Below are 26366 nucleotides of genomic sequence, written 5' to 3'. Positions count from 1 at the left end.
AGAGATGAGGGCAGCGGTTCTGAAAATCCCAATCACTGAATTGGGGCTTGGAGGTGTTCGACCAGAAAAACGCTAGGATCGTCGACATATCAATTGGTGTTATCTATTCCGTAGAATGTCTGGATCCAAAACACACTTTGGCGGATGCCGCTGATTAGACAGCAGTGCAACAGGAAACGTCCGCGTGGCGTTGGCGTATGTGATCTGGATCACAACAACCGCGACGTTGCGTCACAGCGCCAGCGCGTGCGAGCCCGCAGCTTCGGTTTAGAGGCGGCATCATGAGCAAGGAAAGAACGTACTGGCTCCTCACACTTGCCCGCGGGTTCACCGCGATACTGACCGGTTGCGGCATCTTCGCTCTTCCGGAGATTGCACGAGCCATTCTTCTGCTCCCCATATCCGTAGGTTTGTTTGCTGTGTACGGAGTTGTGGACGGCGCTTTGTTGATCGGGGCGAGCTATGCAACGACCGTGTCAGCGATGAAGTCGTCTCACTGCGCACATGGGTTGGCAAGTATGACTATGGGCGTTCTGTTGCTATCCTTCCTTTTCGAACACGCAGACCTAAAATGGTTTCTTTCTTTAGCTGCTCTGCAGGCAGCGATCTCCGCTTGCACTGAGGCTATTCTGGTAAAGCACGCACGTACCAGAAAAATCCGGTCGTGGGATTGCACTGCAGCGTTCATCGCCGGTCTCTTTGCGTTGGCCTACGTGTATGTCAGGCTCTCTCTGAGTCATGCACTGACATACCAGCAGGTCGCTTGGATCGTCTATGCATTCCTCATTGCCTTCGGCATGGCACAGTGCGTAAACGCCGCAAGAATGCTAATTCAAGATAGTGGGGACAAGAGATCGTTTATTGATCGCCCGCTGTGATCGCTTTCCAAAGGATAGGTGCACACGAGGCGTCCGCCAGTAGAAGCCTTTTGAGTAGATATTTTCTGAACTGACACTTCAGAAAGGAAGGTCACAGGGGCTCAGGCTCGGGCTAGTACTGCTTCGTGGGCATGCATCGCACCGTTGACAGGGCGTGAGATTTCGCGCAGAGTCATCTGAATATGTTGAGAGTTGTCGTGAAGCGCAACGTCCGCCTGAGCCACCATACCCACGCATAGCCCATCGCCGTCCACAACCGGGATTCTCCGCAATTGATGCTTCCGCATCAATCCCTCACACCTTTCCAAGGAGTCATCGACGTGACACGTGATGACGTGTCGTGTCATGAGATGTTGGATTGGCGTTGAGGCGGGAAGGCCTCTACCGATCACCTTCAGACAGAGATCACGATCTGTGACCGTTCCCACGAGTCTCCTGGATCCAGAAACGTCCATGATCGGTACAGATCCAACATCGCTTCGCTTCATCATTTCAGCGACATGCTGCGCCGTGTCTGTTGCCATGCAGTACGTCAGATTATTGCTCATTACCTCGGACACCTTCATGATTTCCTCCTCAAAGCATCTTCTCTCGTGTGGCGTTTTCTTTGGTGATTGAACTCATAACGAGTCGTGACGCCGATCACATCTGCGAGTTTGCGTTGACGGATAGTTGGCTTGCAGCGAGAAAGAATCAAACAGCCACTCGTGCATCGCAGCAACGTTGCGCGGACGATTGACGTAAAACTGTGTCGCTATCTCAAGGCTTCACTGGTATGTCATCACGGAAGCGTCGGTTTCATCGCGAATGAGCGAGAATGTGGTGAATTGTCGTGACACTGTCGTCATCCATCTTTGCGTGCGAGAAGTTTGTCTTGGAGTCGACAATTGCCCCATCAAAATTCGCACCGCGCAGATCAGCATAGGCGAAGTCAGCACGAGTAAGATTTGCCTCGCGAAGATCGGCACAGCCTAGATCAACTCCTCTCAGGATGGCATTGTTCATATCCGCTCGCCGAAAATTCGATCCCATAAGCCTTGCCTCGTTGAGCGTTGCTCCTGTTAAATCCGTGTCTCTGAAATCGGCATATTGTTGGTTTGCCCGTTCGAGAGTCGCATTCGAGAGATGTGCGCCGGCGAAGCGCGCGCCTCGGAGGTTGGCAACGGAAAAATTCGATCGCTCAAGATTCGTGTCACGGAAATCCGCCTCTCCTAGATCGGCTCCCGTGAAGTCAGCATGTTCAAGATTTGATCCTCTAAAATCCGCGCTGTTTAGCTTAGCCCCGACCAGAGTTCCGTTTGGAAGCGTGAGCCCCCGAAGATCTTCATACTCAAGGTTCAGACGGCATCCGTCTGCCTCTGCGGACTTGACCCACAACGCGTGCAGATTCAACTTCTGAGTGAGCGATGCATTATCCATCGTGATCTCCATTCTTCTAGATGTCGGTTGTGGCTCGAGATCGACAGCATCCATACTTCTTCTAACTTCCAACGACGTGCAAGAGAACATAGCGGTGAGTTGCAGCTTGACGTCTCTCAGACGTATGCGCCTAGCTGACACTCCCGATTGGAGGCCCCTGGCATCCGAGCAGCCTGGGACATCTCATAGAGCTTGCACAACGAAATACACGAGCAAGAAAACGAGATAGAGAACTGGAATCAAGATTCCGAAAGAGGAGCGGAGAGATCGTACACTCCTCATCGTATGAGGCTTGAGCATTCGCAGATTCTTCCGTGGGAACTGCGGAATGAAAGAAGATGGCAAGGACGAGGTTTCCATTTCACACCTCTTTCTGTCAGTTGGAACACGCGACTCAACACCGGGCACTTCGCCTCAGCGATCGCAGGAATGTCACGGCCGCACTTAAGATACGAGAGTCAGAAGGTGGAGTGGCTTAAGCCGCTTTCCTACTGGATGCCCTCTCATTCTCTTTCTCGAGCTTAGGCATCATGACGATCAAGACTCCGTCGGTAACTCTGTAGGAGGAATTTTCCTCGTCCACAGAATCCGGCAGTTCCACTACGGCACGAATCATGCGTTGGGAAGTTTCGCAGGGAACAGTTCGTTCTTTGCGACTCTCCTGCACCTGCTGCGTTTTGCCGCAGATTCTTATGCAGTGTCTGTCGACTCGCACCTTGAGGTCAGATTCGTTGAATCCCGGCACATCTGCGCGGGCGATGATCTCCTTATCGGTCTGCTCGAGATCGACCACCACAGGCCGCAGGAGCATCTTCTCCGCCTTGATCCAATCTTCCAACTCCATGCCGGGGAATGCACCGTGATCCCGAAAGAGATGAAAGGCAAGTTGACGAATTTCGTCGTCGATCCGTTTCATCTCAAGCATGAGATCGTCTGCCATCGTAAGAGCGACGATATCGTTCTTGGTATTCGTGTTATTGCTGAGTCTTGGATCCATACGCTCCTCCTGACCGCTCTGACATATGCAGAACTTACAGAGGAATTCATACTGGAACGGTGCGTATCCGCACTTGTCACTGTGAGCAGAATCACACCTCGAGTTGAAGTCCACTGATGCTGCAGGACAGGAACCAGATTCATAGTGGAGATCAGAAGTCCGTAGGCCGTAGACGTGAACGTGACAACTGGGAACTCGATACCGTTTCCATTAAGCGGGCTACCGCGCCGGGCTAAAGGAAACAATCAAATTTACAAACCACACGAGCTATATATATTTCGCGCGTTCCAAAGAGCCCAGCCTGAAGTAGATGCATCACTGGCCGCTCGTCGCTGAAGTGCAACTTCTGGCGCCTCGAATGCACGATGTGTGAAGCCGTAGTCCCGGAAACCCTGGATCCAGGGTCGAAAATGTTTCGGCGAAATCTTTGTTCTTCGGATCGCCTCATCAAGCGAAAGCCTGACAGTGCTGTAGATGTCGTCGTCCGCAGCCACTGGATTCCGATGCCCAGGAATACCGTATTGAAAACCGGACGGGTAGAGCATCGGGCACACATAGTCCACAGTGCCAGCGATCTCTTCAAGCTGCTGTCCAATCCCAGTGTCGTTTGTATTCCAAAGCGTGTAACCGAAGACGTCGACCGACACAAATACGTTATATGGCACCAAGGCCTTTCGAGCGTCGCGCAGAAAACCAGTAATCGCGTTTATCCGCTGACCTTCGCTCGTCAATTGACTGAATCGCAAAGACTGAGCGCAATCCGGAAAACGAGCATAGTCGAATTGAACCTCGTCGAAGCCTGCTTGTGCCACTTCTCTGGCGATCGCGATGTTGTAGTCCCGGACTTCCTGCTGAAATGGATCCGTCCAGGCGAGGTGTTCACGGTCGCGGTAGAGCGCATTATTCGAGGCGTGGATCGCAAGATTTGGGCGAGCGCTGGCTAGAGACTCATCCTTAAAGGTCACAATCCTCGCAATCAGATATATCCCTCGTCCATGTAGATCTGCCACTAAATTCGGCAGAGACCGAATGGTTTCTCCTTTATTCGCTCCCACCGCCACTGCCATCGCAACTTGGGTAGGATACGCGATCATTCCCCGGTCGCTCTTCAGAGTGATGACTAGTGCATTCGCTCCGTTTCGCTGGATGATGCCTAACGCTCCGTTCCGCAAGGACGCGGAGGCGATTCCATATTCCGTGAGATACAGGGCGCGGACGGTTAACGGTCGCAGACGCATTGTCAAGTCAACCGGGCGTGCTCCTGTGATTGATAGGAACGAGCGTTGATAGCCTACAGCCCGGGTGGTCACGACCTGAACACCTGCAGGGAGGTGAAACACACCGAGAGCGTCCGGGAGTACGAGATGCTGATCAGCTGTCAAAATACCTTCTTTCACAGGAGCTCCCGTATCCGCATCGACCAGGTTGACGCTCTGTCCTGGTACTGTCAGAACGACATAGACGAAAGCGAAGCAGATCACCAAGAGTCTTTGTTGCTTGCCGATCAGCATGATCATTTTCCTTTCGCACCTGACAGGTGATTGCGTGATCCCGCACAAGGGATGAACCCTATCCCTGGTGAGTCAGGAACAGGAATACGATGAATCGCGAAGGGATCATCGGTCACGCTCGCCAAATGTCCATCGAAGGCGTAGGCGTGCAGGTATCCTGCTCGGCGTGCGAAGTCTTCGAGTCGGGGGTCAAAGATACCGTAGGGCCATGCCAGCGAATGCACAGCGTTACGAAGCTCACGCTCCAGAATCGTTTTGGATCTTAGGAGTTGATCCTGAACGAAACTGTCATACGCCGCAGGGGGCAACCGCCGTTTCTCTTGTCGGAAGTCCGGATGCCAATACGTATGCGATTCGACCCGAACCAGCCAAGTGGACTGCATCTCTCTTATCTGTTCCCACGTCAGCGCATCTTGATGATTAGAAATGATCGAGGGATAAACGAAGAGGGTTATTGGTATATGTCGCTCGCGGATGATCGGGAATAGAACGGTGTATACCGATTCGTGCCCGTCATCGACTGTGACAATAACGTCATGATCGGAAAGAGGTTTCCCTTGATCGATTGCGTCTTCCATCCGCTTGAGAGGAACAAAACGATAGCCTTCACTCTCCAGATGAGCCCATTGTTCCAAGAGATGATCGCGCGTTATCGTTGTCTGACCGCCCGGGATATCCGAGAAGCGATGGTACGCCAGGATCGGATTCCCAGGACATTGCGCAACGAGCGGGATCGCGCTGCCAATTCCAACCCCCAGCAAGAGCGTGAAATTTACTTTCATCAATTTCTGTCTCCCCAACAAACAATGACCCAGAGGTGAGGAAACTCGGGTGACAGGGATCCGCAGGCTTTGTGATGGCGCTCACATGATCTGAATGCTTCCTCTGCCTCAGTCACCATGGTTCCCAGATAAACACAGCATTGCCTGCCCTCTCATCCACCTGCCGATGGCATGATCCCGAGGGGCAAGCGCGAATATCATCCAAGTCGATGAAACTAGGTATTTGTCTCAGGTCGCCAAAGCGGTACCGGAAGGCAGGTTGTGCAGGCAGACTTGCGTGATCGAGATCACATCGTCTCAGGCGCCTCCGCTGCATTCTGGACCAGAGGTGACGACGATGGCATCACTGATACCTGATCCGATCCACACAGAAGTGCGATCACACGCGATCCACCTCAAGCATCTGTTGGTCGCTACCGATTTCTCGGCCGCTGCCGCCGTTGGACTTTCTTATGCCAAGCTCCTGGCGCGGTTGTTTCATTCAGAAATCACTCTGGTCCATGCCATAACGTCTGCGGATACGGACGGCGCAGACGACAAAGACGAGAGAGCTGAATGGAACGCTGCGAGCGAGCAGTTGAACGCCGAGCGATTCAAAGTGGAAGCGCGTGGCATACGGTGTTCCAGTGTGTGTAGGGTCGGTGATCCTTCAGACATCCTTGTGCAGACGGCCGCCGAGAAGGACTCCGACCTTCTGATCCTTGGCAGCATTGGACATCACTCCCTCGCTCCGAGCCAACTTGGGTCTACTGCAGCTTTTATTATGCGGGCGGCACCTTGTCCCACATTGATGATCGGCGTCGAAGCAACCAGAAAAAATGTACACTTATCCAGCTTCCGACGCCTGATTTTCGCTTCATCGCTCCGTGACCACATGGGACAAGCTCTTTCATTCGCTGAAACTGTCGCGCGTGTATGTAATGCTTCCGTGGATGTGGTCCACATCCGACAGAAGAGCGATCAAATACTTCCGTCAGAAGTACTCGAACACCGCCAGAAGGCAATCGTTGCACACCTGAATCGTGCGGGGATTCCGGCGTCGTCGTACCTACTCGCCCCACCTGCCGGAAAATCCATTGCAGAAATAGCGGAGCAGAGGGGCGCGGGGCTCATCATTTTTGGACTCGAACACAAAGCCCTGGACCCGTCAGCACGCAGCACGATCTCTGAAGTGATCCAGCTTTCACCCTGTCCGGTGCTGACTGTACCGGGTGTTGCTTAAGCGAAGTCCTGGTTCGCTTTGCAACCACATCAGAATTCGCTCGTACTCGAGAGAAGCTCTTGTAAGAGCCAAACCCATTCGACAGCCGTCCAAAGCCCCTCTCTATAGGTCTTGCGTGTTGAGCGCACTGATGATCGTCTGATTGTCGTCGGGCTGGTCGCCATCTCTCTTCCCATGGCTGCAAACGCGGTAACGGCGCTGGCCATCCGATGGATTTGACTTTTTCCCGGCCCGCTTCACTTCGGATTCAGCTGGTATGTGAGGGGCGGCGGTCACTCGATGCGTGAGCAACTCTTATGACTCCTGAGCCTTGCGAGGGGTCTCTTCGCAAATCAGACCACGCTCTCGCTGGTGCGGTCTCCCTCGCGGTTATTCGGGGGATATCTCGCGATGAAGGCACAACGGAAATTGTTGCAGCAAGATTCAACGGTCGAGTAACTGGAAGATTCTTGGCACTTGATGGACAGGGTGCTGTCTCTCTTTCTGGTTTATCTGATCAGAAACCCATTCCCTCAGAAAGCGATCTTAATATTCGAAATCTACGCGGAGATCTCAATATCGCTGGATGGCTTTCGCGCTTGTATAACTAGCCGGACGTTGTTTTCCAGCCACCACAGACTGGTGTGATTGACCGAGTCAAAGCGGAACTATTTCTATTTCATTTTGAACGTAGCGAACGCCTGGCGCATTCCACGCGATTCGCTCGACGTTCCCACGCTCCACGAGTGTCCTCACCGGTCCGGAAAGGATGACAATGTCGTTGTCCAGGATCATATCGATCGTATGCTCCGAATCGAGGTTTCTCTTCATCGCCGACTGCAGGTCAGCTTGCGTCACTCGCGTGGAATTGATGGGTTCTACCTCGATCGCATTGGTGATGCCCTTGATGCCCATCAATCCGCGCACCGTATGCTCAGCGGCGGCTCTTTGACAGTGCCAATGCACGGATCCAGCGAGTGTCACCCAACCCTGGGAAACTTCAACATGAATTTGATGTTTGGGAATCATCGTATTCCATTCGAAGATCATGGCGATTGTTCGAGCGATGTCCTCGTCACTCCTGTCGGCGTCTGCCGGTAATTTGACATCAATCTTGTTTGCCAGTGCACGTACTCCTCGAATCTTTGTAACGATCTCACCGGCCGCGTGTTTATGGATATAGCTTTCGACGGTCCCAGAAAGAGTGACGACGGCATCCTTTACGCTGACACCGATTGCCGAAGCGTCGATTTGAGGATCCCATAGTAATTCGTCCTGAACGTGCTCTCTCAACGCCTGATCACTCGCGAGCATTTCTAGTCTCCTGACTGCAATGAATTCTGCGCAATAGCATTGCGCCATGGGACTATTTTGAATTGGACGGTACGACCAAGATCGGAGATGTGGCATGACGAAGGATTCGGGTAAGGGTTTCCCACGGAACATGGTCTATCCCTCCATGGTGAACTCCGCCGCCGGCTACGATCAACGCTGCGTGCCGTCGGGTCGCCTCGGCCAATATCTCTCGCGAAGGCTCTCCGTGTCTCACGGCGATGAGGGCTTTGCCCTCTCCCGGGCGCTCCCCCAAGAGAATGCGGAGTTGCTCCTTTGCGATTTCCTCTTCCCACACCATACTGTTGGGCGAAGCTCCCTGTGCTTCCGGTACGACGTGCATTGCGATCAGGTCGCGAGAGAGGTGAGTCGCTATCTCCTTCGCGTACTCGGCGGTACGCATGTCTTTATATCGGACGTCGCTTACGAACAAGATCGGGCCTGCGTCTAGAGATTTGGCTGTTTCCAAGGTCACAGCTGAATGCACACACTCAGGCGGCAACACTAGCACCGGGCAAGTACAGAGCAATCCAACCAATCGGGATACGGAACCCAGTAAAAGCGCCTCGAGGCCGTCCGTACCGTGGCATCCAAGAACGGCCAGATCCGCATTTTCACTCTGTACGGCGGCTAATAGAAGATCGACGGGGCCGCCGAAGGCAACTTTGTAGGTGCACTCGACCGAGTGACCTTCTCGAGCCTTATCCGCCGCAGCCTCCATTTGTTCTTTCTCTTGCTGCAGAAAGTCTTCTGCGAGCATCTCATACGAGACATCAACGATGCCCCACGCGGGCCGTTGAATAGAACGCACCGCGATGAGCTTGGCTCCGAAGCAACTGGCAAGTGCAAGAGCATATCGAAAAGCATTCGCTCCCGTTTCGTCAGGCGAATACCCAACAACGATTCTTCTGACGGGTGGAATGGGGGTGTCTGTAATTGGAGCTGGCATTTCGCCCGGGACGAGATTGAGTGACCTAAGCATGATGATCTGTCTCCAATCAAAGTCTGCTGGGCTACATAACGCGAGACAGTGATCCAGATCACATCGAATTGTTCGGAGGGGCGCCCATACCAACGAAGCACAACACGCCAATTACGGTTGCTTCACCGTCAGAACAGCCACTCCCGTGCGGAAACGCTGGTCCAGCGTATACGGGCCATTCCTAGGTGTGAGAGCAATACGGAGGCCTTCCGTGCACGTCGGCTTCGAGTATCCCCGACCGTAACTGTCGAATGCCCTCTGTCCGTGTTGAAGCGTCGGCGTCGACTCCGAGGCTGTGGCGCGTCTCTGCCACGGATGGTCATTGCTAGGATTGGCCTGAAGTATCCAAGTTCGGGGAGGTGCTACGCTCCTCCTGCCTTCAGCCGCTCGCGTCTTTTGCCCCTCTGGGTATGTCCGCTTACGCAACACCCTTCCCGAAGAGCCTGTGTTCTGAATGCGCAGAAATATGGAGGCCAAAACCTGCTGCGGGTGAGTGATCGGTACATGCGTCACGCTGTGAACCTGAGACACCAGTTACACGCGCTTTTGTGGAACGCTTCGGGTGCGCTAAGGGTGGACAGGTTAGCCCAATTCCCGGTAGCTGAGACAAACAACGATCGTACGGGCTGGCAGTTGAACGTCCATTGATGTGAGAGGCTGTGTTTTATCGTGATCAACGATGCCACCTTGCCCCTCGATGGAAGTGTCGATGACGCGCCGCCAACCGGACGCGCTCGGTTGCTGGATCGTGAACCGAAGTGGCTGACTTGCCCCGTTGATCATGACATACAGATCGTCGTCGCTCTCTGAGGCACCTCGCAGACAATATGCGAGACTCTGCGAACTCTGCGAAAGATCGACATGCGCCTCCGTCCCATACCACCGTACGTCGTCACGCCAAAAATGCGACCGGCCAAGAGACGGATGATCCTTGCGAAAGGCAATCATCCCTTTCCAAAAATGCTGGATATCTCGGTACGTTTCCAGTCGACTCCAATCGATCCAAGTGGCTTCACTGTCGACGGCGTATGGATTCTCCAAGCCATATTGTGTCTGGAGGAACTCGTCTCCGGCACGAAACATGGGCGTGCCATTGGAAAGGAACAGAAGGCAGCAGAAATTTCGGACTTGCTGTTTCCGCAGCGATCGAACCGCGTCTGAGAGAAACGCTCCATCGGGTCCACCACAATTCCAGCTCTCATTGGTGTTGTAGGAGACGAGATCAAAGAGCGTCAAGCCATCATGTGAGCTGACGTAGTTGAGGCTTTGCCAAGGTCGGTACGCCTCTCGGGTGGTATCTGGAAACACATCGGCACTCCCGTAAAGCCGAGTCATGAGGTCCGGGATCATCCCTGCCTCACCTTTCACGAACCGCCGAATGGTGGATCGGAACTTGTCATTCCATTGGCGCCACCCGTTCCCCGGGAAGGCTTTTTGCAACGCGCTTGCAGTCGCAATACTTCCCGAGACCCGCACGTCGGTTCCGAGCTGGTAGTTCACATGTTTGCTATTGCCTTCCCAGGGTTCAGCGATGAGACGGAGACAACTAAGATGATGGCTTCCTGCAATATCACCAAAGATCGGAGGGGCGGAAAGATTGATCGAGCCGTCACTATTGCGCGAGAAGACGGAAGCTAGATCGAAGCGAAAGCCGTCAACCCGCATCTCCGTTGCCCAATAGGTGAGGCTATCCAGAATCAGTTGCCGGACGGCCCGGTTCGCGCAATGCAACGTGTTGCCGGTTCCGGTGAAATCCGCATAGGGATGCAGTGGATCATCCGACGCCATGTAATAGGTGCTGTTGTCGATGCCTTTGAGGGAATAGACAGGACCGGTTTCATCGCCTTCGTTTGTGTGGTTGTAGACCACATCCAGAAAGATCTCGATCCCGGCTCCGTGTAGAGCCTTTACCATTTCTTGAAACTCACGTCGTTGAGAACCCGGCATGTGATTCAGCGCGTAACCATCGTGTGCCGCGAAGAAATTCATCGGCATATAACCCCAATAGTTCGGTTCGGAGGGGTCGAACTGGAAAACAGGCATCAGTTCCACTGCTGTCACTCCAAGATCGAGAAGGTACGGAATCTTGTCCACGATACCGGCGAACGTTCCTCGATGGTTCGCATCCGTTCCGGAAGTCGAACTCCTCGTGAAGCCTCGAGTGTGCAACTCGTAGACGATAAGATCGCTGTCGTGTTTTGGTTGCGGGGCCAGGCCCCAGTCAAACAACTCAGGCCTGGTTGATGGCAAGACGCCCAGAGCTGCCCTGCCTGCGTTACTTTGACCTCCGCACGCAGCCCGCCGATCAAAGTTAGGAGGAAGAAAGACTGCGGTTGCGTATGGATCGAGCAGGACCTTCTCTGGATGGAAAGCATGTCGCTCGAATCGGCTGCCCGAATCTACCGGTCCTTCAACGGAATAGCCATAGTATCGACCTTCCTTGATCTCACCATCTGGAATGCGTGCGTGCCATATGCGTCCCGTTTTGTTCCGAAGCACATCGAACACATATTGAAAGTTGGGTTCGGAGTAGTTGGCCCCGTCATAAATGAGGAGCGTGACTCGGTTCGCGTACTTCGAGTAAAGCGCGAAGTTGAAAGAACGCTCCTCATTTATCCAGGTACAGCCTAATGGGGTCGGAAGTCCTTCGCTGAAAGCCCAAGACGTTCGGATTCCCATGGCACCCTCCCATCATCTCCGAACACCGACTTCCATTACCCTGGACATAGGCCGAATGCAGACCAATCCCAGCATCTGGTCAGAGCTAGGATCATTCGAAATGGAAATGAGAGAGCCCGCTGTGATTATCATCACAGCCGTGGCAGGCCTGTGTGCGAGTCCGATGGACCGTGAAGAGTGGAGAGGTGCTCGCTACATCGAGTCGAAGTAAATTAGATGCCCGAGGTACACGAGCTGCTTAGCCGACCGCAAATTGCAGATGCTGTGGGAAGTAGATAGCCATTAAATCGGATACGCGTAGATCTCGTTACACTAGCCCTATGACTATCGATGAGATCCTCTCCGCTATCGACGCTGAGATTGCTACGCTCCAAGAGGCTCGTTCTCTCCTCGCGGTGCATTCCGATCCGACTCCCACTACTGTAAAGAAGGGACCAGGACGGCCCAAGAAGGATTTGTCAGCCAAACTTATTAAGAGCGGCATGAGCCTGGAAGGAAAGGCTCGTATTGCTGCTGGTCAGAAAAAAGCCTGGTCACTCCGGAAAAAAGCCGCGATTTAACGCTCTCTTTCTAAAGTCAGAAACGTGAAGGCCCAGACGCTCATCGGGTAAGCTGGGCCTTCGTGCATTAGCGGGTCGAGCAGCAGAGGGGCGTCCCGCGTCCTTGGAAACTATCGCAATTGGAATAGAACACTAGACACTGAACTTGAAAACACAGACCTTGGAGAAAGGCGACTCGTCAGAGTCGCCTCCCTTTTGCTTTCAACATCGTCTCATCGGGTAATCTCAAGCTGAGCCAGCACAGGCACCGCGCAAAGACTGCCTAAGGTAGCGAGCACGGAAGCCCGTGACGGGGATGGACTCACGCCAGGTCTGTGATAGCTTTCATCCCCCGTCTGCTCGGCCTTTTCCCCATTTACATCGCATCACGTAGTCATGTGTGGACTATGCAGACGTAAGTGTGACAAGCAGGCCATCGCCACTGCCTTCCGTATTGAAAGCAACATCGAAGATGTCATCCTGCCACCAGATGACGACATACGCCCCACGGCAATGCAGCCGATCATCCGCGTCAACAGGGACACTGGTAAGCGCGACCTTGTAATGGCGCGTTGCGGATTCGTTCACTCTTGACATAAGCCCAACGAGAGACTTCCGTCCACAACGTGCAATGCTCGTGCCGAGGGCATTGAGAAGTCGGGATGTGGAAGCGTGCCATCGCGTCGTTGTCTGGTTGCAGCAGACAGCTTTTATGAGTGACAAAAGATACGGAAGAAGGATAATCCCAGGGCGGGTCTGTGGTGTGGCTGGAAGAACCTCGATACTGGCGACTGGTTGCGGAGCTACACAATCATCACAACGGACCCGAACGAATTGATGGAACCGATCCATAAACGGATGCCGGTTATAGTGCACCCTAAGGACTACACGCGCTGGCTGAGTCGCGAAGAGACTGACCAGCCACCTGTCGATTTACTGCGTCCATTCGAAGCAGAGAAGATGATGGCACATCAACAGCAATAAACAGGATCAGATGTTGTGACGATGTTGCGCCTGTCGCCAACCCCTCAAGACGAGAAACAACTCATTCGGGTTGATGTCATGGAAGTGCCATCGCGGTGTTGGGCGGCGATCACTCTAAGACAGGGAAAATGAGTCACCAAGATGATCTTAAGCAGTAGAGTATTCTGCTTCTTCAAGGGGGCCGCGTGTTAGGGGCAGACAAGATCATAGGTGGGAGTAGAAGAGCAAAGACCCATGTCGCTGCCCTTTGCGCTGCCAATCTTCTTTTGGTCTGGTTTGTGACGTATTTTCCTCGATTACCAGCCCACAACTCTTTGACTTGGTTTGTTTACGCCTTAACCAGGGTATTCGGGATCGTATCCATCGTATGGATTACGCGACAGGTAGTCTCAGTTGGTACACGGCTGCGATGGTCCATGTTGTTGTTGAACCAGGTATTGGGCATGGCCGCGATGGTTCTCTATGGTGTACGGGCCCTGCTTTCGGAAGAGCGCGCTTTTTCGATGGGAATTCCCGTCTTGTTTTTCATCCTTGGCGCGATTCCTTCCCTGCTCGCAATCTCTTGCGAGTTCAACGCACGGGAAACTTTACCTGTTCGTGTACTCGATGTTGCGTTGGCGCTCCTTACGGGAACACTCTTCGTATTTTTGATTTTTTCGCTGGTAAACCTCGTCGGTCACATCGACGACGCGGGGATACGTAAGCTAAATCTCGTCCTTGCCCTTCAGGGGATCTTTCTTGCGACGGGTGCAACCCTTCGATTATTTGGAACGGTGCATCAAGAAGAGCGCCGCTTTTTCTTCATCTTGACGGCGACGTCCTGGATCACGGTCGTGCTCACCAATATCCGCAATTACATGACCCTGGGCCAGGTCAGTCCATTCTGGGAACTCATTTGGAACCTCGTTGCAGATACGAGAGCTCTCCTTATTCCGATTATGATCGTTGCGGTCTATCAGCCCCCAGAATGGCTTCGCAGTTATCAACCCTCGAAAAAGATCATTCAGCTTTCCCGTGTATCGAGCACCCTTTTTGTTGGCTTGGCCCTCGTCGTACTCGGAATTAGCGTCGCAGAGCATCATTTCCGACCTGGAGCCGTCGGACTATTTTTGATGCTCATTGGCTATGGCTTGAGAAATGCTCTCATTCAGGAAAACCTTGTCCAAGCGGAAGAATCCCTGCTCCGGGTCAACAACAAGTTAGAAGAGATGATAGCTCTCGATGGCCTCACCGGAATTCCGAATCGCCGCTCCTTCAACGACACACTTGATCGGGAGTGGCGACTGAGTGCGCGCACTAGCAGGACGCTCGGAATCTTGATGATTGATATCGATCACTTCAAAACATTGAACGATACCTACGGCCACGACGTCGGAGATGAAGTTCTCTCTGACGTTGCGAGGGTTCTACAGCAGGGACTTCCTCGCACCGGAGACTTTGTCGCCCGCTATGGAGGAGAGGAGTTTGCCGCTATCCTCCCAGGAGCAACCTTCGCCGGGATGGAGGCCGTGGCAGATAGGCTGCGCCGTGCGATGCATGGGCTTGCAGTAGAGAACTCCATAAGCTCCACCCCTAAAATCACCGTCAGTATCGGAGCCGCTCTGGGCCGATTTGAAAGCACCGCTGCTGCCCAGAGTTTGGTGAAGGCAGCCGATATGGCCTTGTACCGCGCCAAGGATGCCGGACGGGACCGGATCGAATGTATTGATCTGAACAGCATCGTGTCTTACGACGATCTAAGTCCGGAACCGTACCCGAGTAATGCTCATTCGGATTGCGGAAAGACCGAAGTTGAAGAAGATTGACTTCTCATTCAACTTTCTAAAAACCGCTTTTTATCATGTGGTGCCCGGAGGGACTTGAACCCCGCCGACCTTGCGGATTGCGGATTCTAAGAGCGTTCTGATGGGTAATGCGGACGAAGAGGACCTCAAGGATCTCTTGTCGGTGGCGAAACGAAAGAAGACCAGCGCTCTGTTTTGCACGTGTTGTCATGGACTGTCGCGAAGAGCTCTACCTGGTGGTTGGCAATGGGGAAACGCAGTACTGCTTTGCCGCTGTTTGGGATCTTGAAAGCGAGTCAAGATCTCCCCTAAATTTCACGGAACACCATCCTAGTTATGGTGAGCGTGGCAATCGACTTGTGGCGTGAACGTGCTACTGCCAGCGGTAACTGCGGAAACGAAGACGGACAAATGAATCGTGGCGTTGGATGAAGGAGGTCTTGAACCGTCATCTGTCACGACCAGGGTGGAAAGCTCCAGATTATGTGCAGTGCACTGGAGGAACCATTTTGAATCTGGCATCGTGCCTTGCGTGGCGATGCTGCCGTTGCATGATGTTCCGGCCACATTATTCATTCCAGAACACCCAGTTACAGCTTGCGACCACCAGTAATCAGTACTACTACCAACTGAATGATTATCCACGTACTTCTTCGTGGCAGCTTGCATGGAAGAGGTGGGATCTCCCGATAGCACTAATGGCCCCGTCATCGTGTCACCGGATTTCAGCACGGTTTCATCTCGCCATGGGATGTCATGGAAGGTGAAGCTACCATCCGATCCACGCATCCGCTGCGCGGTGGTGTTGTAGAACAATGTACCGGACTTGGATGTTTTCAGGCCTGAATTTTGATTGAAGAGCTGAATTGCCGAATTAAAGCCGAGCGTACCACCGAACATCTCAAATGTGGCATCACCCGAAGACGGGTAATAGTGAAGCCCCATCCCTTTCGAGCGATTATTCACCCGATAGACATAGTAGTTCGGTGTGTTCGGACAGTCTTGTCCGGTATAGCTGATACTCGACGTCGCACAGTTGATATTGAGTACTGCATTGCCAGGAAACGATGGCGCGTATGTCTGGGCAAACCCGCCGTTCGGCCCTCGGAATGAAATAACTGTAGGAGGTGCTTGCTGGCGTCCACCCGAACCGATATATGCATTCGGGGTGGGATTGACGATGTCCATGATTGTGCTTTCGATTCCAGCGCCACCCGCTTGGATAGCGAACGGGACAGTCTGAAAGGGGATCGTGTCTTGTTGGAAGTTCAGGAAATAGCCATTACTGCGAATGGCGTTGTAATGGGGAATCTCCCATGGGTCATTCGCCGCTATATTGATGCTGTTATTTTCCAGATCAATCGTTCCGTCAAGGCAGGCCTGCTTGTAATCTTCGTTGTTATCGCTGATCGGATTCGTGGTGTTGTCGTTGCAAACGTTCGCAACAATAGCCATGGGATAAACAGTGAAAGTCCCGGGCACGTCGCCAAGAGAAATCGTTCCGGTCTCAGCACGAATCGTATTTGAAGTTTGTGACGTCCAGGTCAGCCTGTTGGTGTCCGTGCTGTCACCATAGCTAGGCGTGACTGTGCCATTGAAGTCGGCGGTTCCACTGATAATAGAGTTCGTGTTCCGAGCATAATATCCCGCGTTGCAGTAATTGTTATTGGGATTCCCATGACTCCCGAGAATTGCATTAACCTCTGTACCGCTTTGAGAGACGGTTATGTCGCACGAGGTGCCAGGCGCGAGGTAATTCGCGTAGTTGTTCTGGAATCCGCCTTTACCCCACCACGCCACCATCATCTGGTGGGCGGAGGGATAGCCAACCACCATAAGGGGGTTCATCAAGCCTGTGGCAGTTCGCAGTCGAGTGGAAACAAGATCAACCGCATCACACGAGCCGAGCGCAACGTTCGTATAACCGCCGACAACACGCTTATTTGCCAGGCCGAGAGTCACACTTTTTCCACTGACAGACACGGACTCTACTAGTAGCTCTTCGCCTTCACTCGAAACGGACGGAGCCAAACAGACATGACTACCGACTGCAATAAGGCTTGCATCCCCGATGGAAGTCGTAAATTTGAACTGGTTTGTCATGGGAGCATCTAGGTTCACGGCGGAATAAGTCGTCGGTAGAGTAGCCGTGCCCATCCAAGGAGATGGCTTGAAACTCGCCGTCGTCGTCACAGTTGCAATGCCATTCGAGCCCGACTGCGAAATGATCGTTCCAGAGGCTTTTGCAGACGCTTTGTCAACGAAATAGTGACCTACACCGGCAACCCGATAGTTGCCATTCAACTTCACCTTTTTTATGCCGAGCCCCGTATAGTCATGAGCGACGGTCCCGCTCGCGTCACCTGCTCCTTCAATCACCTGGACTGCATCGCCCCGGACACCTTCACCGCTGGCATCTTGAATGCCACCGTAAAAGTTCAAATACCAATAGCGTGCCATGCAATCGCCAACGCCAAAGCAATACATGTTTAGTGTGTCGGCCTGTCGAATGCCTGCCCCCCAGGAACTCACTCTACGAAAGTGACAGGCGCCAACAGTCCACTGCGAGAGGGTAGTGCCAATGGCGTCATTGCGTCCCTTATTCAGGAAGTTGCAATCCTCCAGGGTTCCCAGTGGGCGAGTCACGTACGTGTTTGCCGCGTGTGAAGGGTCGGGGGTCTTGTTATCAAAGTAATAGAGAGAGCGGTTCGCCAACTGTGGAGCGCCGTTGAAGCCATTGATGCCATTGACATAGGTTTCGGCGCGCCCTGCAGATCGATCGTCGGCTGGTCGGCTTCCAGACTGACCAGGGGCGCTAACGGCGAGAAGGAGCAAAAGGAAGACGACGCTTGCACAAATCACCACATCGGGCTTCCTTATCTTGCACAGAGTCGTACCGATTTCTATGTCCATAGTTCCTACACCATTCAACCCGCCCATCGACAGGCCGTATCGATTCATCGTGGATACATTAGACCAGTGGAAGGCTGGCGGAACGAGTGCTTGCCCCGTTCTGACGCTGCCACTTGAGTCCGCCCGCCTGCGCGGCGCGTTGATACTTCTGCCTAAACCGCAGATTGCGTTGAGGCTGACAGCTTTTGCAATTCCTTACGAAAGCGCTCAGGCGAGAGCGCCAGATACCGCTCCGTCACAGTCAGGTCAATCATGCCCATATATGCAGCCAGAGCGGGTAACATCGTCCCAAGATCTTCCCCCTCTCTAATCCATCCAGAAATCCGTTGGACTGCAAAGGTTGCTCTGAAGTCGTGCAGTCTCGGGCGGCAATGAGAACCGTCTCGCCGCACACACCGTGCGGCTTTCAGGATGGATCGGAAGTGCGAGCCAACCGTTTCTTTTACCAAGGGACTTCGATCGGCACGGACGAAAAACGATCCTCCCTCGATGCTGTTGGAAGACTTCCAGGAAGCGTACTCGACCAGCGTCGCGACCAATTGTTGGTTTAAGGGAATCGTGCGTTTGCCGTTCGATCGTTGGTTCTCTAAAGTCACATTGCTCCTCTCAACATCCAAATCCTCGTTTCTCAGGTGCATCGCGCTAAAGAGACTGCTTCCCGTGGCATATAGGAAAAGGATTAGAGCTTCAAAGGTTTGGGTTGGAATGCTTCCGTGCGCCCTGCTTCGAGAAGCAACGAGAATGTTTCGGACCTCAGCGGACGTATAGATGTGCGGAGTGAAAACCTGCGGCGCGTGTCGTGGCCGCAGGGGCATCTTGAAAGACGTGGCCCTACCACGATCCTGGTGAAACTGGATGAACTTCGCGACCAATGTAAAACGCTTGCTAACCGTGGCATGAGTTAATCCGTCTGCACGGAGATAGGAGTGAAGATCCTCTATGCGTAGTTCCTCGATGTCTTTGCTCTCTGCTCGACTACACAGTGAGCGTAGACATCCCGCCTGGTTTTTGTATGCGATGCCCTCGGCGCGGCGGTGAGCAAGGTATAGCTCTGCTGCTTCTAGAAGATTCATGCCACAGTCACCTCCATTTGGAAGAGTGAAACTCTGCGTAATGCGGCTTCATCGTGCCTGACGTAGCAACTGACAGTTCTAAGATTTCGATGTCCGAGAAAGTCTGCGATCTCGTGCAACGAAGATCCGGTTCGCAGAAGTTCAGTTGCGCAAGCGTGACGTAGAGCGTGAGCTCCAGCCGGCGAGGCCATGAGACCCAATCCTGAAATTCGCGAACGGACGATATAGGAGACAAGCGCGGGACATACCGGTCGATGCGGGATGGCAAGAGAGAGGAACAGGGCCCTGTCATCACATTGTGGTCGGCCTCGATGAAGGTATTCCATGACAGAATCTCTAAGTTCAGGCAAAACTGGGTAACACTGGCCCCGACCTCGTTTCGCTCTCGTCAGACTGAAGGTGCCTTCTTCCCAATCAAAACTGTCGAGTCGTAGTCGTGCAACCTCACTGCTCCGCAAACCATAAAGGGCACAAAGTAGGATCATGGCGCGAGCTCTGAGATCGCATGACGCATTCCCCTTCAGAGACGCGAGCAGCTTCCGCACATCATCCCATCGCAATCGGTTCCCTACATAGCGGGGCCTTGATAATCGCGGACGGATCACTCTCTGGTGAAAGTTGTTCGAACACCAGCCGTGGCGATTTGCGGCGCGAAAGAAGTCTTGCAGCATAGCCGCCTCGCTAGAAATGGTTCGGCTGTTGCAAGACTGGCGCTTCAAGTCTAAATATGCGTCGATGTCTTCCATCTTCACGTCCTCCAGCGAGGCACGACGAGATGCGAGCCATTCAAAGAAACGTCGCAGCCTCGAGCGCGCCGTGTCTCTAGTGGTCAAAGAGAGCCGCCGTTCTCGTCCGGTTTCGTCGAGATACAGCTTGAGGAAACCAGAAAACTGATTCGTGGCAGGAGGAGGTTTCAGCAGCATTCCCGTGAAACGCAAAAATTGTCGAGCGGTACCCTCGAACGTTCTTCGAGAATGGGGACCAGCCATTGGAGGTCTTCGGTGTTCCGTGGCGTAGCACCAAGCCGTTCCTGCGGCTGTGACTTGTTCGCACGTCACTAGGTTTGGCTCGGTCAGTCCCAAGTGACGGATGACCTGCAACAACATCGCAGAAACGACAGCCAATCTTCTTCGGCCAACCCCCAGTTGTCGAAGGTAGGCGAGGTACGATTCGCGCTCTCTTAGAAGAGGGGCCGCTTCGTGACGTGCGAGTGAATGTTTCGAAATATGAACGCCATCCACAAAATACCTCCAGCATATCCGGGGGGCCAACGATATGCTGGCTGAGTTGAGACGATCAAGGAGTTCGAGACTTCTGCGACGTTTAGGGCGGCTGGTGGTCCTACCTGGTCGAACACAGAGAATGCTCTTGAGCGCGAGACGGATCATCGCAGACGGGGGCGCAATGAAGCGCCGCGAAGCACACGAACACATCGTCCGTATTCGCAACGTCGGAAGCGACTCATTGTGCGAACGGTTTCACCACCTATAACGAAGCAAGGAAGGTCATCAGTTCTTCATCTTTTGACCAAGGCTTGCGTCCCCTGGCCGGACTGAGTTTTTGTAGGTCTTGCTTGAATCGATTGGGAACATAGGCAAGAAATTGTTCTGCGGCTGTAAGGCTCCGATATCCCATGTAGGTAGAGAGGGCAGGTATCAGCCTGTTGAGGTCATCCCCGCGTCGCATCCAATCATTCAGACGATGAACTGCGAAGGTGAAGCGCAGGTCCCGAAGGCGTGGAACACGGCCATCAACCTTCTTCTTCAATCCGGCAAGCTCCCTCAGGCGAACAAATCGTTCCTTAAGGTTGGAGAACCCCACCGAATTTCCATCTCTGCCGCATAGAACAAAACCGTGCCGTACGTCATTCTTATTCCGTGGCCGGAATCGAGCAAGATGCCGGACAAGTTCTGCGCCAATAGGAAGTGTCCGGGCGGCTTTCAGGAAGCTCTTTTCAATCAGGATCACCTTTCTCTTAAGGTCAATCGATGACCATCTCAGTCTGAGGGCTTCTTGCACCGTGATGCCAGTTGCATATGTCAGCAGAATAAGCAGGCGCAAAACTTTTGTATCTAGCTCGGAGGTCTTCGACTGACAGCGCTGAACATTCCTCAAGAGCAAGGCAATCTCGGCTTTTGTGTAGATGAACGGCCCAAGTGTCTCATGCGGCTTCGCAGGTTTGCGAAGCAAAAGCTCAGAGATCTGTCCTCGAGCTTGGGAGTATTCCAGGAAGCATTTAACTCCACTGAACTTCGCAATGCGAGTGACGGGCGCGCATGTAGGGCTGTTTGAAAAATTCCAGACAAGATCCGAAGTCACTTTACCGAGTTCTATATCTCCACAATGCTTGCAAAAGGCGAGGAGAGTGATTTCACTACTGTGGAAGGGGGAACCGCCATGTTGGCGTGTTTCCACATACTCCGCCACAGCATCTGCTAAACGCATAGAAGACCCCGCAAATCAATAGCTGCAACTTCGCGAAGCGCGCGAATGTCGGAATGGGCATAGATGCTCACAGACTGAATTCCTCTGTGTCCCAGGAAATCAGCGATACCGCGGAGCGAAGTGCCTTTTCTCAAGAGTTCTGTTGCACACGCATGGCGAAACGCGTGCATCCCCCAAGGTCGATCAAATGTCTTCTGCGCGTTGAGGATTTTCCGCACTGCACCACTGAAATTTTTCGCCGGTCGAAACGGAGAATGCAGTGTCAGGAATAATTCCCGGAAGTTACACTTCGGACGAATCCTGAGGTATCGGATAACCGCTTCGCCAACCTCAAATTGGAGTGGGAACTGCTGCGTTCTACCGCGCTTGGACCTCCTCACTGTCAGGATTTCGTTCTGCCAGTCAAAGTCCTCGAGGGTCAATTTGCGAATCTCCGAACGCCTGAGACCGTAAACAGAAGCGAGGAACAGAATTGCCCTTGCACGGATATGCGATGGATTCGATGTGTCCAATGACGCAAGCGTCGTTCGTACTTGCTTCCACGGAGGGCACCGAGGCGGACACTCCGTCACACTTTGCGGCGGGGTTCGTACCGTCTTGCTTAGGTTCTTGTGGTTCCACCCTCTTTCCTCCGCGTAGCGGAAAAATATCCGTATCGTGTGGCAGTTACCGATGATCGTGTGTCGGCTCCTGCCCTCGCTCTTACGTTCTGCAATGAACGCATCAATCTCAGTAAGAGACACACGCGAAAGATCCGGACATCTTGGTGTTAGCCACGCAAGGAAAACCTTCAATTCCGAGGCGCACGACTCGATGGAGGAGGGTGAGAAACCGCGATCCTGTCGTAACCAGGTGGCGAACTCTCCAAGTTGCTCTCGAAAGCAACATTCTTCGCGTTGCGAAAAGGTGTATGAATGTAAGTATTTTGTCCAGTGTCTTGCTACCGCAATGAAATACTTTCCCCGTTGCCGTAGAAGCTTCGGGTCCTGCGGCGATTCTTCACCTATCCAGAGCGGAAGGACGGAGACTATGTCGTCATCTGTCACTTCAGCTCCCGTCAGCCATCCTTGCGTGACGATATGGCAGAGCGTGGAAGCACGATCCGCGACGAACTGTCTCTGGTAACCCGACGAAAGCAACTTTCCTAGATAGTCCTGCCGCTCTGACAGCATCGGTGCTGATAGATGTCTCGCGATAGCATCGCGATGGACGAAGAGCCTTTCGATAACTCCCCGTGTGGCAGTAACCCCCGGCTGTTCGCACGCGTTCAACATTGGAAAACGTTACGCCAAGGTCGCCAACGTTTGGCAAGACAAATCTGAAGAGATTTCGCGCAACCGTCAACGTCGGAAGGCTCAGAACGGACAGTGCTCTGGAGGAGTTAGACTCTATCGTCATGCATCTGATCGAGCGTGCTCCTACCAACAGAAATCGGATAGGCGCCATCGCGAGAACACTCCACGTCCACGGGCCCTTGCAAATGTGAACCTTTCGCAGGACGATGATCTTTATGACGGTTGGGCCGGAAAGAAACGGAACAGCCCATTTCCATTGCCCTTACCGCTTCGAGCGGAGGAGATGCTGCTAGGCTTCCTGAATGCAGGAAAAGAGACGCGGGACGGTTCAAAGTCGGAAAGTTAGGTTAGGTCAATACATGGTGGTTGTATTCGTCGACGATACCCCTATGACCGAGCTCTCCGGTCCATTCACAGCGGAAGCATTGAACGCTTGCCGAGATAAGTTCTCTAATGAAAGAAATTCGTTTTCTATCGAATCTGCGGGTTATGGCAATACTCTGGTTTACCGAATCGACGATGTAGACGGGTATATTGCCGAACTCGCACTCAGGCGAATCTGCTAGCTGGCCGATCGACGTCCACACTACCCTGTCGTGCGGGTTGAGAGTCCCTAAGGGATGGCGATCAAAATCTGCTGGGAGCTTGCGGGCGGAATTTGGAGCTCGCCGCATCCTGTTTAGAAGAACCTGTAACTCCTGTACATCACAACACAACCGAGTCTTGCGGTCTTGCTTACGGGAGGATTGGCTGTCCTCATGGTAGCCGCTCAATCAGAACACTGTTCTCCTACAAACTTGGACGCGATTCGCGACAGGTTCATCGCAGGGTTCGATCTCGCGTCATCTCCGAGAGGCAACGCTTAGAAAGGAGTTGCGACGGAGCCTGTTAGCTATGGCACCGTCCACGTCGAAGCCAGTCAGACGATCACGACCCTCGACTCGGCATCACTCACGCGGGCAACGCCTGACTTCGGAGTTTGCTGATTGCGTGCCCGAACCGATTTTGTCGCCGCAGTCGGACGGTTTGCTTACGCGTGCTGCTTTCATTTTAAGACCGTGGTATTTCAGAATCGCGAAGAATACCTAGTGTGGTCTGCATGCGAGTTGCGCTTTACGAGGGGGCTCCATGCGTTGTCTCAGAGTGGCACCTCAGCTCTTGCTCAAAAGCCTTTAAACAGATCTTCCATCGTGAGGTCCAGTGCTTGAACTAGCGACCAGAGTGTGTCGATTCTTGCTGCAACAGCGCCATTTTCGATTTGACTCAGGTGCGAGCGTCCCACCCCCGCCATATCAGCGAGTTGTGCCTGAGACAACCCGCGATTCTCCCTCAATTCACTTAGGCGCCGGCCAAGTCGAATGGGAAAAGCGATTGCCATTTCCCATCGTTGCTTTTATCTTCAAAAGAGATGTTCGGTATGCCGAACATCGTGCGCCGAGGATTCTCACGCAGCAATATCGGAACCGTATCCGTAGACGCGAACCGAACGGAGAACCGCACGACCCGGAAGAAGCACTTCCAAGGAGCTGCCATGAGCGTCGAAGCCACAACGTGTTTTTCGAGCTCGGTGTTGGATATTGCTCACTTACACCAGCTTGACGATTCTGAACTCATAGAACAGTCAGGAGACATCCCTGCCGGTGCGCGGGCCGATGAATTGACTCTCAATCGTTTTTCTGACGAAGATTTGATGAGTCAGGTTCGCGATGGCGACAAGGAGGCGCTGACGATTTTATTCAGACGATATGCTCGTTCTGTGTTTCACGTCGGGAATAGGATCTTGCGAGATGCCGCGGAGGCAGAAGATTTACTCCAAGATGTTTTCGTCTTCGTGTCGCAGCGAGCAAGTTTCTTCGATCCTGCAAAGGGCTCCGCAATCTCGTGGGTAATTCAAATTGCATGTCACCGGTCCCTTGACCGCCGTCGTTACCTAAACACGCGCAATCATTATCATGTCGAAGAGTTCCGAGACGACGTCCTTTATCGGCCCCATCAAGAATCTACTGTCAATGGGATCGGCTGCAGGGAACTGCTCAACAAGTTCCGCGATGAATTGACACCCGATCAACGACAAACGTTGGAACTCCACTTCTTTGAGGGCTATACTTTCCACGAAATCGCGGGGAAGACGGGCCAGACATTAGGCAACGTCCGCCATCATCACTACCGAGGCCTCGAACGGCTTCGTGCCCTTGTCCTCCCGAGAAAACGCGACTAAAGTGAACGATTCGAAGCCGACAGCATCCGGGAAGCAGAACCCAGTGAACCCTCCATGGCACCATGAGTTCGAGGTTCTTTGCAGCCTCTATCCGTCCGGGGAACTGACGGAAGAGGAATGGGCGCTGCTGCAGATTCACCTCGCCTACTGCCAATCCTGCACCGCTCTTTTCGAGCAATATCAACACTTGGCAGAGAATGTCATGCCGCGCCTTGCCGCGGAGTCATTCCTCCAATCTGAACCAGAGCCACATCCGATCGATATGAAGGCGGCTGAGGACCGGCTGTTGCGGACTCTGGAGGCGACCCCAGCAATCGCGCAGTCCGCGACGGCAGGGAAGCGCCCCAAGAGCTTACCCTGGAAGCTATACGTTGGTTTACTGGCGGCCTCTTTGGCCGGAGTCGCTGCTCCGTTTGCGTTTCGATGGGCGCATCCTTCCCATGCTTCGATGAGTACAGTAAAGAATCCTCCATCTCCCATCGTGAACTCGCAGCCAGCTCCCGATCATACAGTCTCGCCAAACACGACGGATGTGCCGCAGCAGATGCCCGATCCGTCGCAGCGCGACGTCGCTCGACTTCAAAGTGAGCTCATGCTGGCCGATGCGCGATGGAAGGAGTCGGCATCCACTGCTGCCAGTGCCAAAGAACAGTTGGAGTCAGAGCAACGTGAACGGACGAAAATTGCCGGAGAGCTGGATATGGCGAACCAGCAGCTTGCAGCCGCTCGTTCCGAGACTCAAAGCCTTCGCGACAATATCTCTGTCTCAGCCACGGCAGCCAATCAGCAGGCCTGGCGAATCAACGCTCTCGAGGCACGGCTCCGGCAACTCAATGCATCGGCTGAAGAGAAAGACCGCATGTTGGCTTTGGATAAGGAGTTCCTCTCTCACGACCGGGAGATTCGGGATCTGATTGCGGCACGAAATCTCTACATCGCTGACATCTACGATGTCGCGCAGAATGGAAAGACGGCGAAGCCTTTCGGAAGAATCTTCTACACGAAGGACCGCTCGCTCGTCTTCTATGGATACGACCTCGATAAACAGAGTGGCCTAAAGCAAGCGGTTGCCTTTCAGGCATGGGGCAGCGGGGAAGACAAGAAGAACGTCAGCCTTGGACTCTTCTACCAAGATGAGAGCCACAAGCGCTGGGTGCTGCAATTTAACGACACGAAGACATTGGCACGCCTCAACATGGTATTCGTAACGGCAGAGCCACAGGGAGGCTCAACCAAGCCCACAGGCAAGCCGGTCTTACTGGCCTACCTCCAGGTGCAGCCGAACCATCCATAAATTTCTTGTGCGTGTTGGTACAAGTCTCTGCAGACAGCCG

General features: G+C 53.3%; 21 protein-coding genes. 6 read left to right on the top strand and 15 right to left on the bottom strand.

What is annotated here, in order from left to right; translation table 11 throughout:
• Positions 1-281 precede the first annotated feature (281 nt).
• Positions 282-878: a hypothetical protein gene (locus tag JAO32_RS11050; protein WP_334240282.1), complete on the top strand. Its 597-nt coding sequence runs from the start codon at positions 282-284 to the stop codon at positions 876-878.
• 101 nt (positions 879-979) lie between these two features.
• Here the strand turns inward: JAO32_RS11050 and JAO32_RS20050 are convergent, their stop codons facing one another.
• From JAO32_RS20050 to JAO32_RS11025, 5 genes are all read right to left on the bottom strand, one after another.
• Positions 980-1426 carry a CBS domain-containing protein gene (locus JAO32_RS20050; protein ID WP_443082595.1) on the bottom strand — a complete coding sequence of 149 codons (447 nt, stop codon included), beginning with the start codon at positions 1424-1426 and terminating at the stop codon, positions 980-982.
• A gap of 250 nt (positions 1427-1676) precedes the next feature.
• Positions 1677-2297 carry a pentapeptide repeat-containing protein gene (locus JAO32_RS11040; protein WP_334240279.1) on the bottom strand — a complete coding sequence of 207 codons (621 nt, stop codon included), beginning with the start codon at positions 2295-2297 and terminating at the stop codon, positions 1677-1679.
• 475 nt (positions 2298-2772) lie between these two features.
• Positions 2773-3237: an Hsp20/alpha crystallin family protein gene (locus JAO32_RS11035; RefSeq protein ID WP_334240277.1), complete on the bottom strand. Its 465-nt coding sequence runs from the start codon at positions 3235-3237 to the stop codon at positions 2773-2775.
• Positions 3238-3545: 308 nt separating this feature from the next.
• Positions 3546-4805 carry a putative glycoside hydrolase gene (locus JAO32_RS11030; protein ID WP_334240275.1) on the bottom strand — a complete coding sequence of 420 codons (1260 nt, stop codon included), beginning with the start codon at positions 4803-4805 and terminating at the stop codon, positions 3546-3548.
• Positions 4806-4807: 2 nt separating this feature from the next.
• Positions 4808-5587 (bottom strand): polysaccharide deacetylase family protein, encoded by a 780-nt coding sequence (locus JAO32_RS11025; RefSeq protein ID WP_334240350.1) that lies wholly within the window; start codon positions 5585-5587, stop codon positions 4808-4810.
• Between the two features lie 277 nt (positions 5588-5864).
• On the opposite strand from JAO32_RS11025, the gene JAO32_RS11020 reads away from it, so the two are divergent.
• Positions 5865-6809 (top strand): universal stress protein, encoded by a 945-nt coding sequence (locus JAO32_RS11020; RefSeq protein ID WP_334240273.1) that lies wholly within the window; start codon positions 5865-5867, stop codon positions 6807-6809.
• Positions 6810-7445: 636 nt separating this feature from the next.
• Here the strand turns inward: JAO32_RS11020 and JAO32_RS11015 are convergent.
• The 4 genes from JAO32_RS11015 to JAO32_RS11000 all read right to left on the bottom strand — a co-directional run bounded on the left by JAO32_RS11015 (position 7446) and on the right by JAO32_RS11000 (position 12908).
• Complete coding sequence (locus JAO32_RS11015; RefSeq protein WP_334240271.1) at positions 7446-8102, bottom strand: BON domain-containing protein; 657 nt, start codon at positions 8100-8102, stop codon at positions 7446-7448.
• 52 nt (positions 8103-8154) lie between these two features.
• On the bottom strand, positions 8155-9102 hold the full coding sequence (locus JAO32_RS11010; protein ID WP_334240268.1) for a universal stress protein: 948 nt from the start codon (positions 9100-9102) through the stop codon (positions 8155-8157).
• A gap of 582 nt (positions 9103-9684) precedes the next feature.
• Positions 9685-11781 carry a glycogen debranching protein gene (locus tag JAO32_RS11005; RefSeq protein ID WP_334240266.1) on the bottom strand — a complete coding sequence of 699 codons (2097 nt, stop codon included), beginning with the start codon at positions 11779-11781 and terminating at the stop codon, positions 9685-9687.
• Positions 11782-12725: 944 nt separating this feature from the next.
• Positions 12726-12908, bottom strand: a complete 183-nt coding sequence (locus JAO32_RS11000) for a hypothetical protein (protein WP_334240264.1) — start codon at positions 12906-12908, stop codon at positions 12726-12728.
• Between the two features lie 138 nt (positions 12909-13046).
• Between JAO32_RS11000 and JAO32_RS20045 the strand changes: the two genes are divergently transcribed.
• Both JAO32_RS20045 and JAO32_RS10995 read left to right on the top strand, forming a co-directional pair.
• Positions 13047-13304, top strand: a complete 258-nt coding sequence (locus JAO32_RS20045) for an SOS response-associated peptidase family protein (protein WP_443082594.1) — start codon at positions 13047-13049, stop codon at positions 13302-13304.
• A gap of 416 nt (positions 13305-13720) precedes the next feature.
• Entirely contained in the window at positions 13721-15109 is a 1389-nt protein-coding gene (locus tag JAO32_RS10995; protein WP_334240263.1) for a GGDEF domain-containing protein, read from the top strand.
• Between the two features lie 309 nt (positions 15110-15418).
• Here the strand turns inward: JAO32_RS10995 and JAO32_RS10990 are convergent, their stop codons facing one another.
• From JAO32_RS10990 to JAO32_RS20030, 6 genes are all read right to left on the bottom strand, one after another.
• Entirely contained in the window at positions 15419-18049 is a 2631-nt protein-coding gene (locus tag JAO32_RS10990; RefSeq protein WP_334240261.1) for a hypothetical protein, read from the bottom strand.
• A gap of 104 nt (positions 18050-18153) precedes the next feature.
• Complete coding sequence (locus tag JAO32_RS10985; RefSeq protein ID WP_334240259.1) at positions 18154-19074, bottom strand: tyrosine-type recombinase/integrase; 921 nt, start codon at positions 19072-19074, stop codon at positions 18154-18156.
• A complete protein-coding gene (locus JAO32_RS20040; protein ID WP_443082593.1) occupies positions 19071-19997 on the bottom strand; it encodes a tyrosine-type recombinase/integrase in 927 nt (308 codons plus the stop codon). Before JAO32_RS20040 ends, JAO32_RS10985 begins: the two co-directional genes overlap by 4 nt.
• 562 nt (positions 19998-20559) lie before the next feature.
• Positions 20560-21519 (bottom strand): tyrosine-type recombinase/integrase, encoded by a 960-nt coding sequence (locus tag JAO32_RS10980; RefSeq protein ID WP_334240257.1) that lies wholly within the window; start codon positions 21517-21519, stop codon positions 20560-20562.
• Complete coding sequence (locus tag JAO32_RS20035) at positions 21510-22691, bottom strand: tyrosine-type recombinase/integrase (RefSeq protein ID WP_443082591.1); 1182 nt, start codon at positions 22689-22691, stop codon at positions 21510-21512. The genes JAO32_RS10980 and JAO32_RS20035 overlap by 10 nt, the downstream gene beginning before the upstream one ends.
• A gap of 1285 nt (positions 22692-23976) precedes the next feature.
• Complete coding sequence (locus JAO32_RS20030) at positions 23977-24192, bottom strand: helix-turn-helix domain-containing protein (protein WP_443082590.1); 216 nt, start codon at positions 24190-24192, stop codon at positions 23977-23979.
• Between the two features lie 153 nt (positions 24193-24345).
• Between JAO32_RS20030 and JAO32_RS10975 the strand changes: the two genes are divergently transcribed.
• A complete protein-coding gene (locus JAO32_RS10975; RefSeq protein WP_334240255.1) occupies positions 24346-25032 on the top strand; it encodes an RNA polymerase sigma factor in 687 nt (228 codons plus the stop codon).
• 1 nt (position 25033) lies between these two features.
• On the top strand, positions 25034-26326 hold the full coding sequence (locus JAO32_RS10970; protein ID WP_334240253.1) for a hypothetical protein: 1293 nt from the start codon (positions 25034-25036) through the stop codon (positions 26324-26326).
• Positions 26327-26366 lie beyond the last annotated feature (40 nt).

It is taken from the genome of Terriglobus sp. ADX1 (genome assembly GCF_036877645.1).
GTDB lineage: Bacteria > Acidobacteriota > Terriglobia > Terriglobales > Acidobacteriaceae > Terriglobus.
This window is presented reverse-complemented; position numbering and strand designations above follow the sequence as displayed.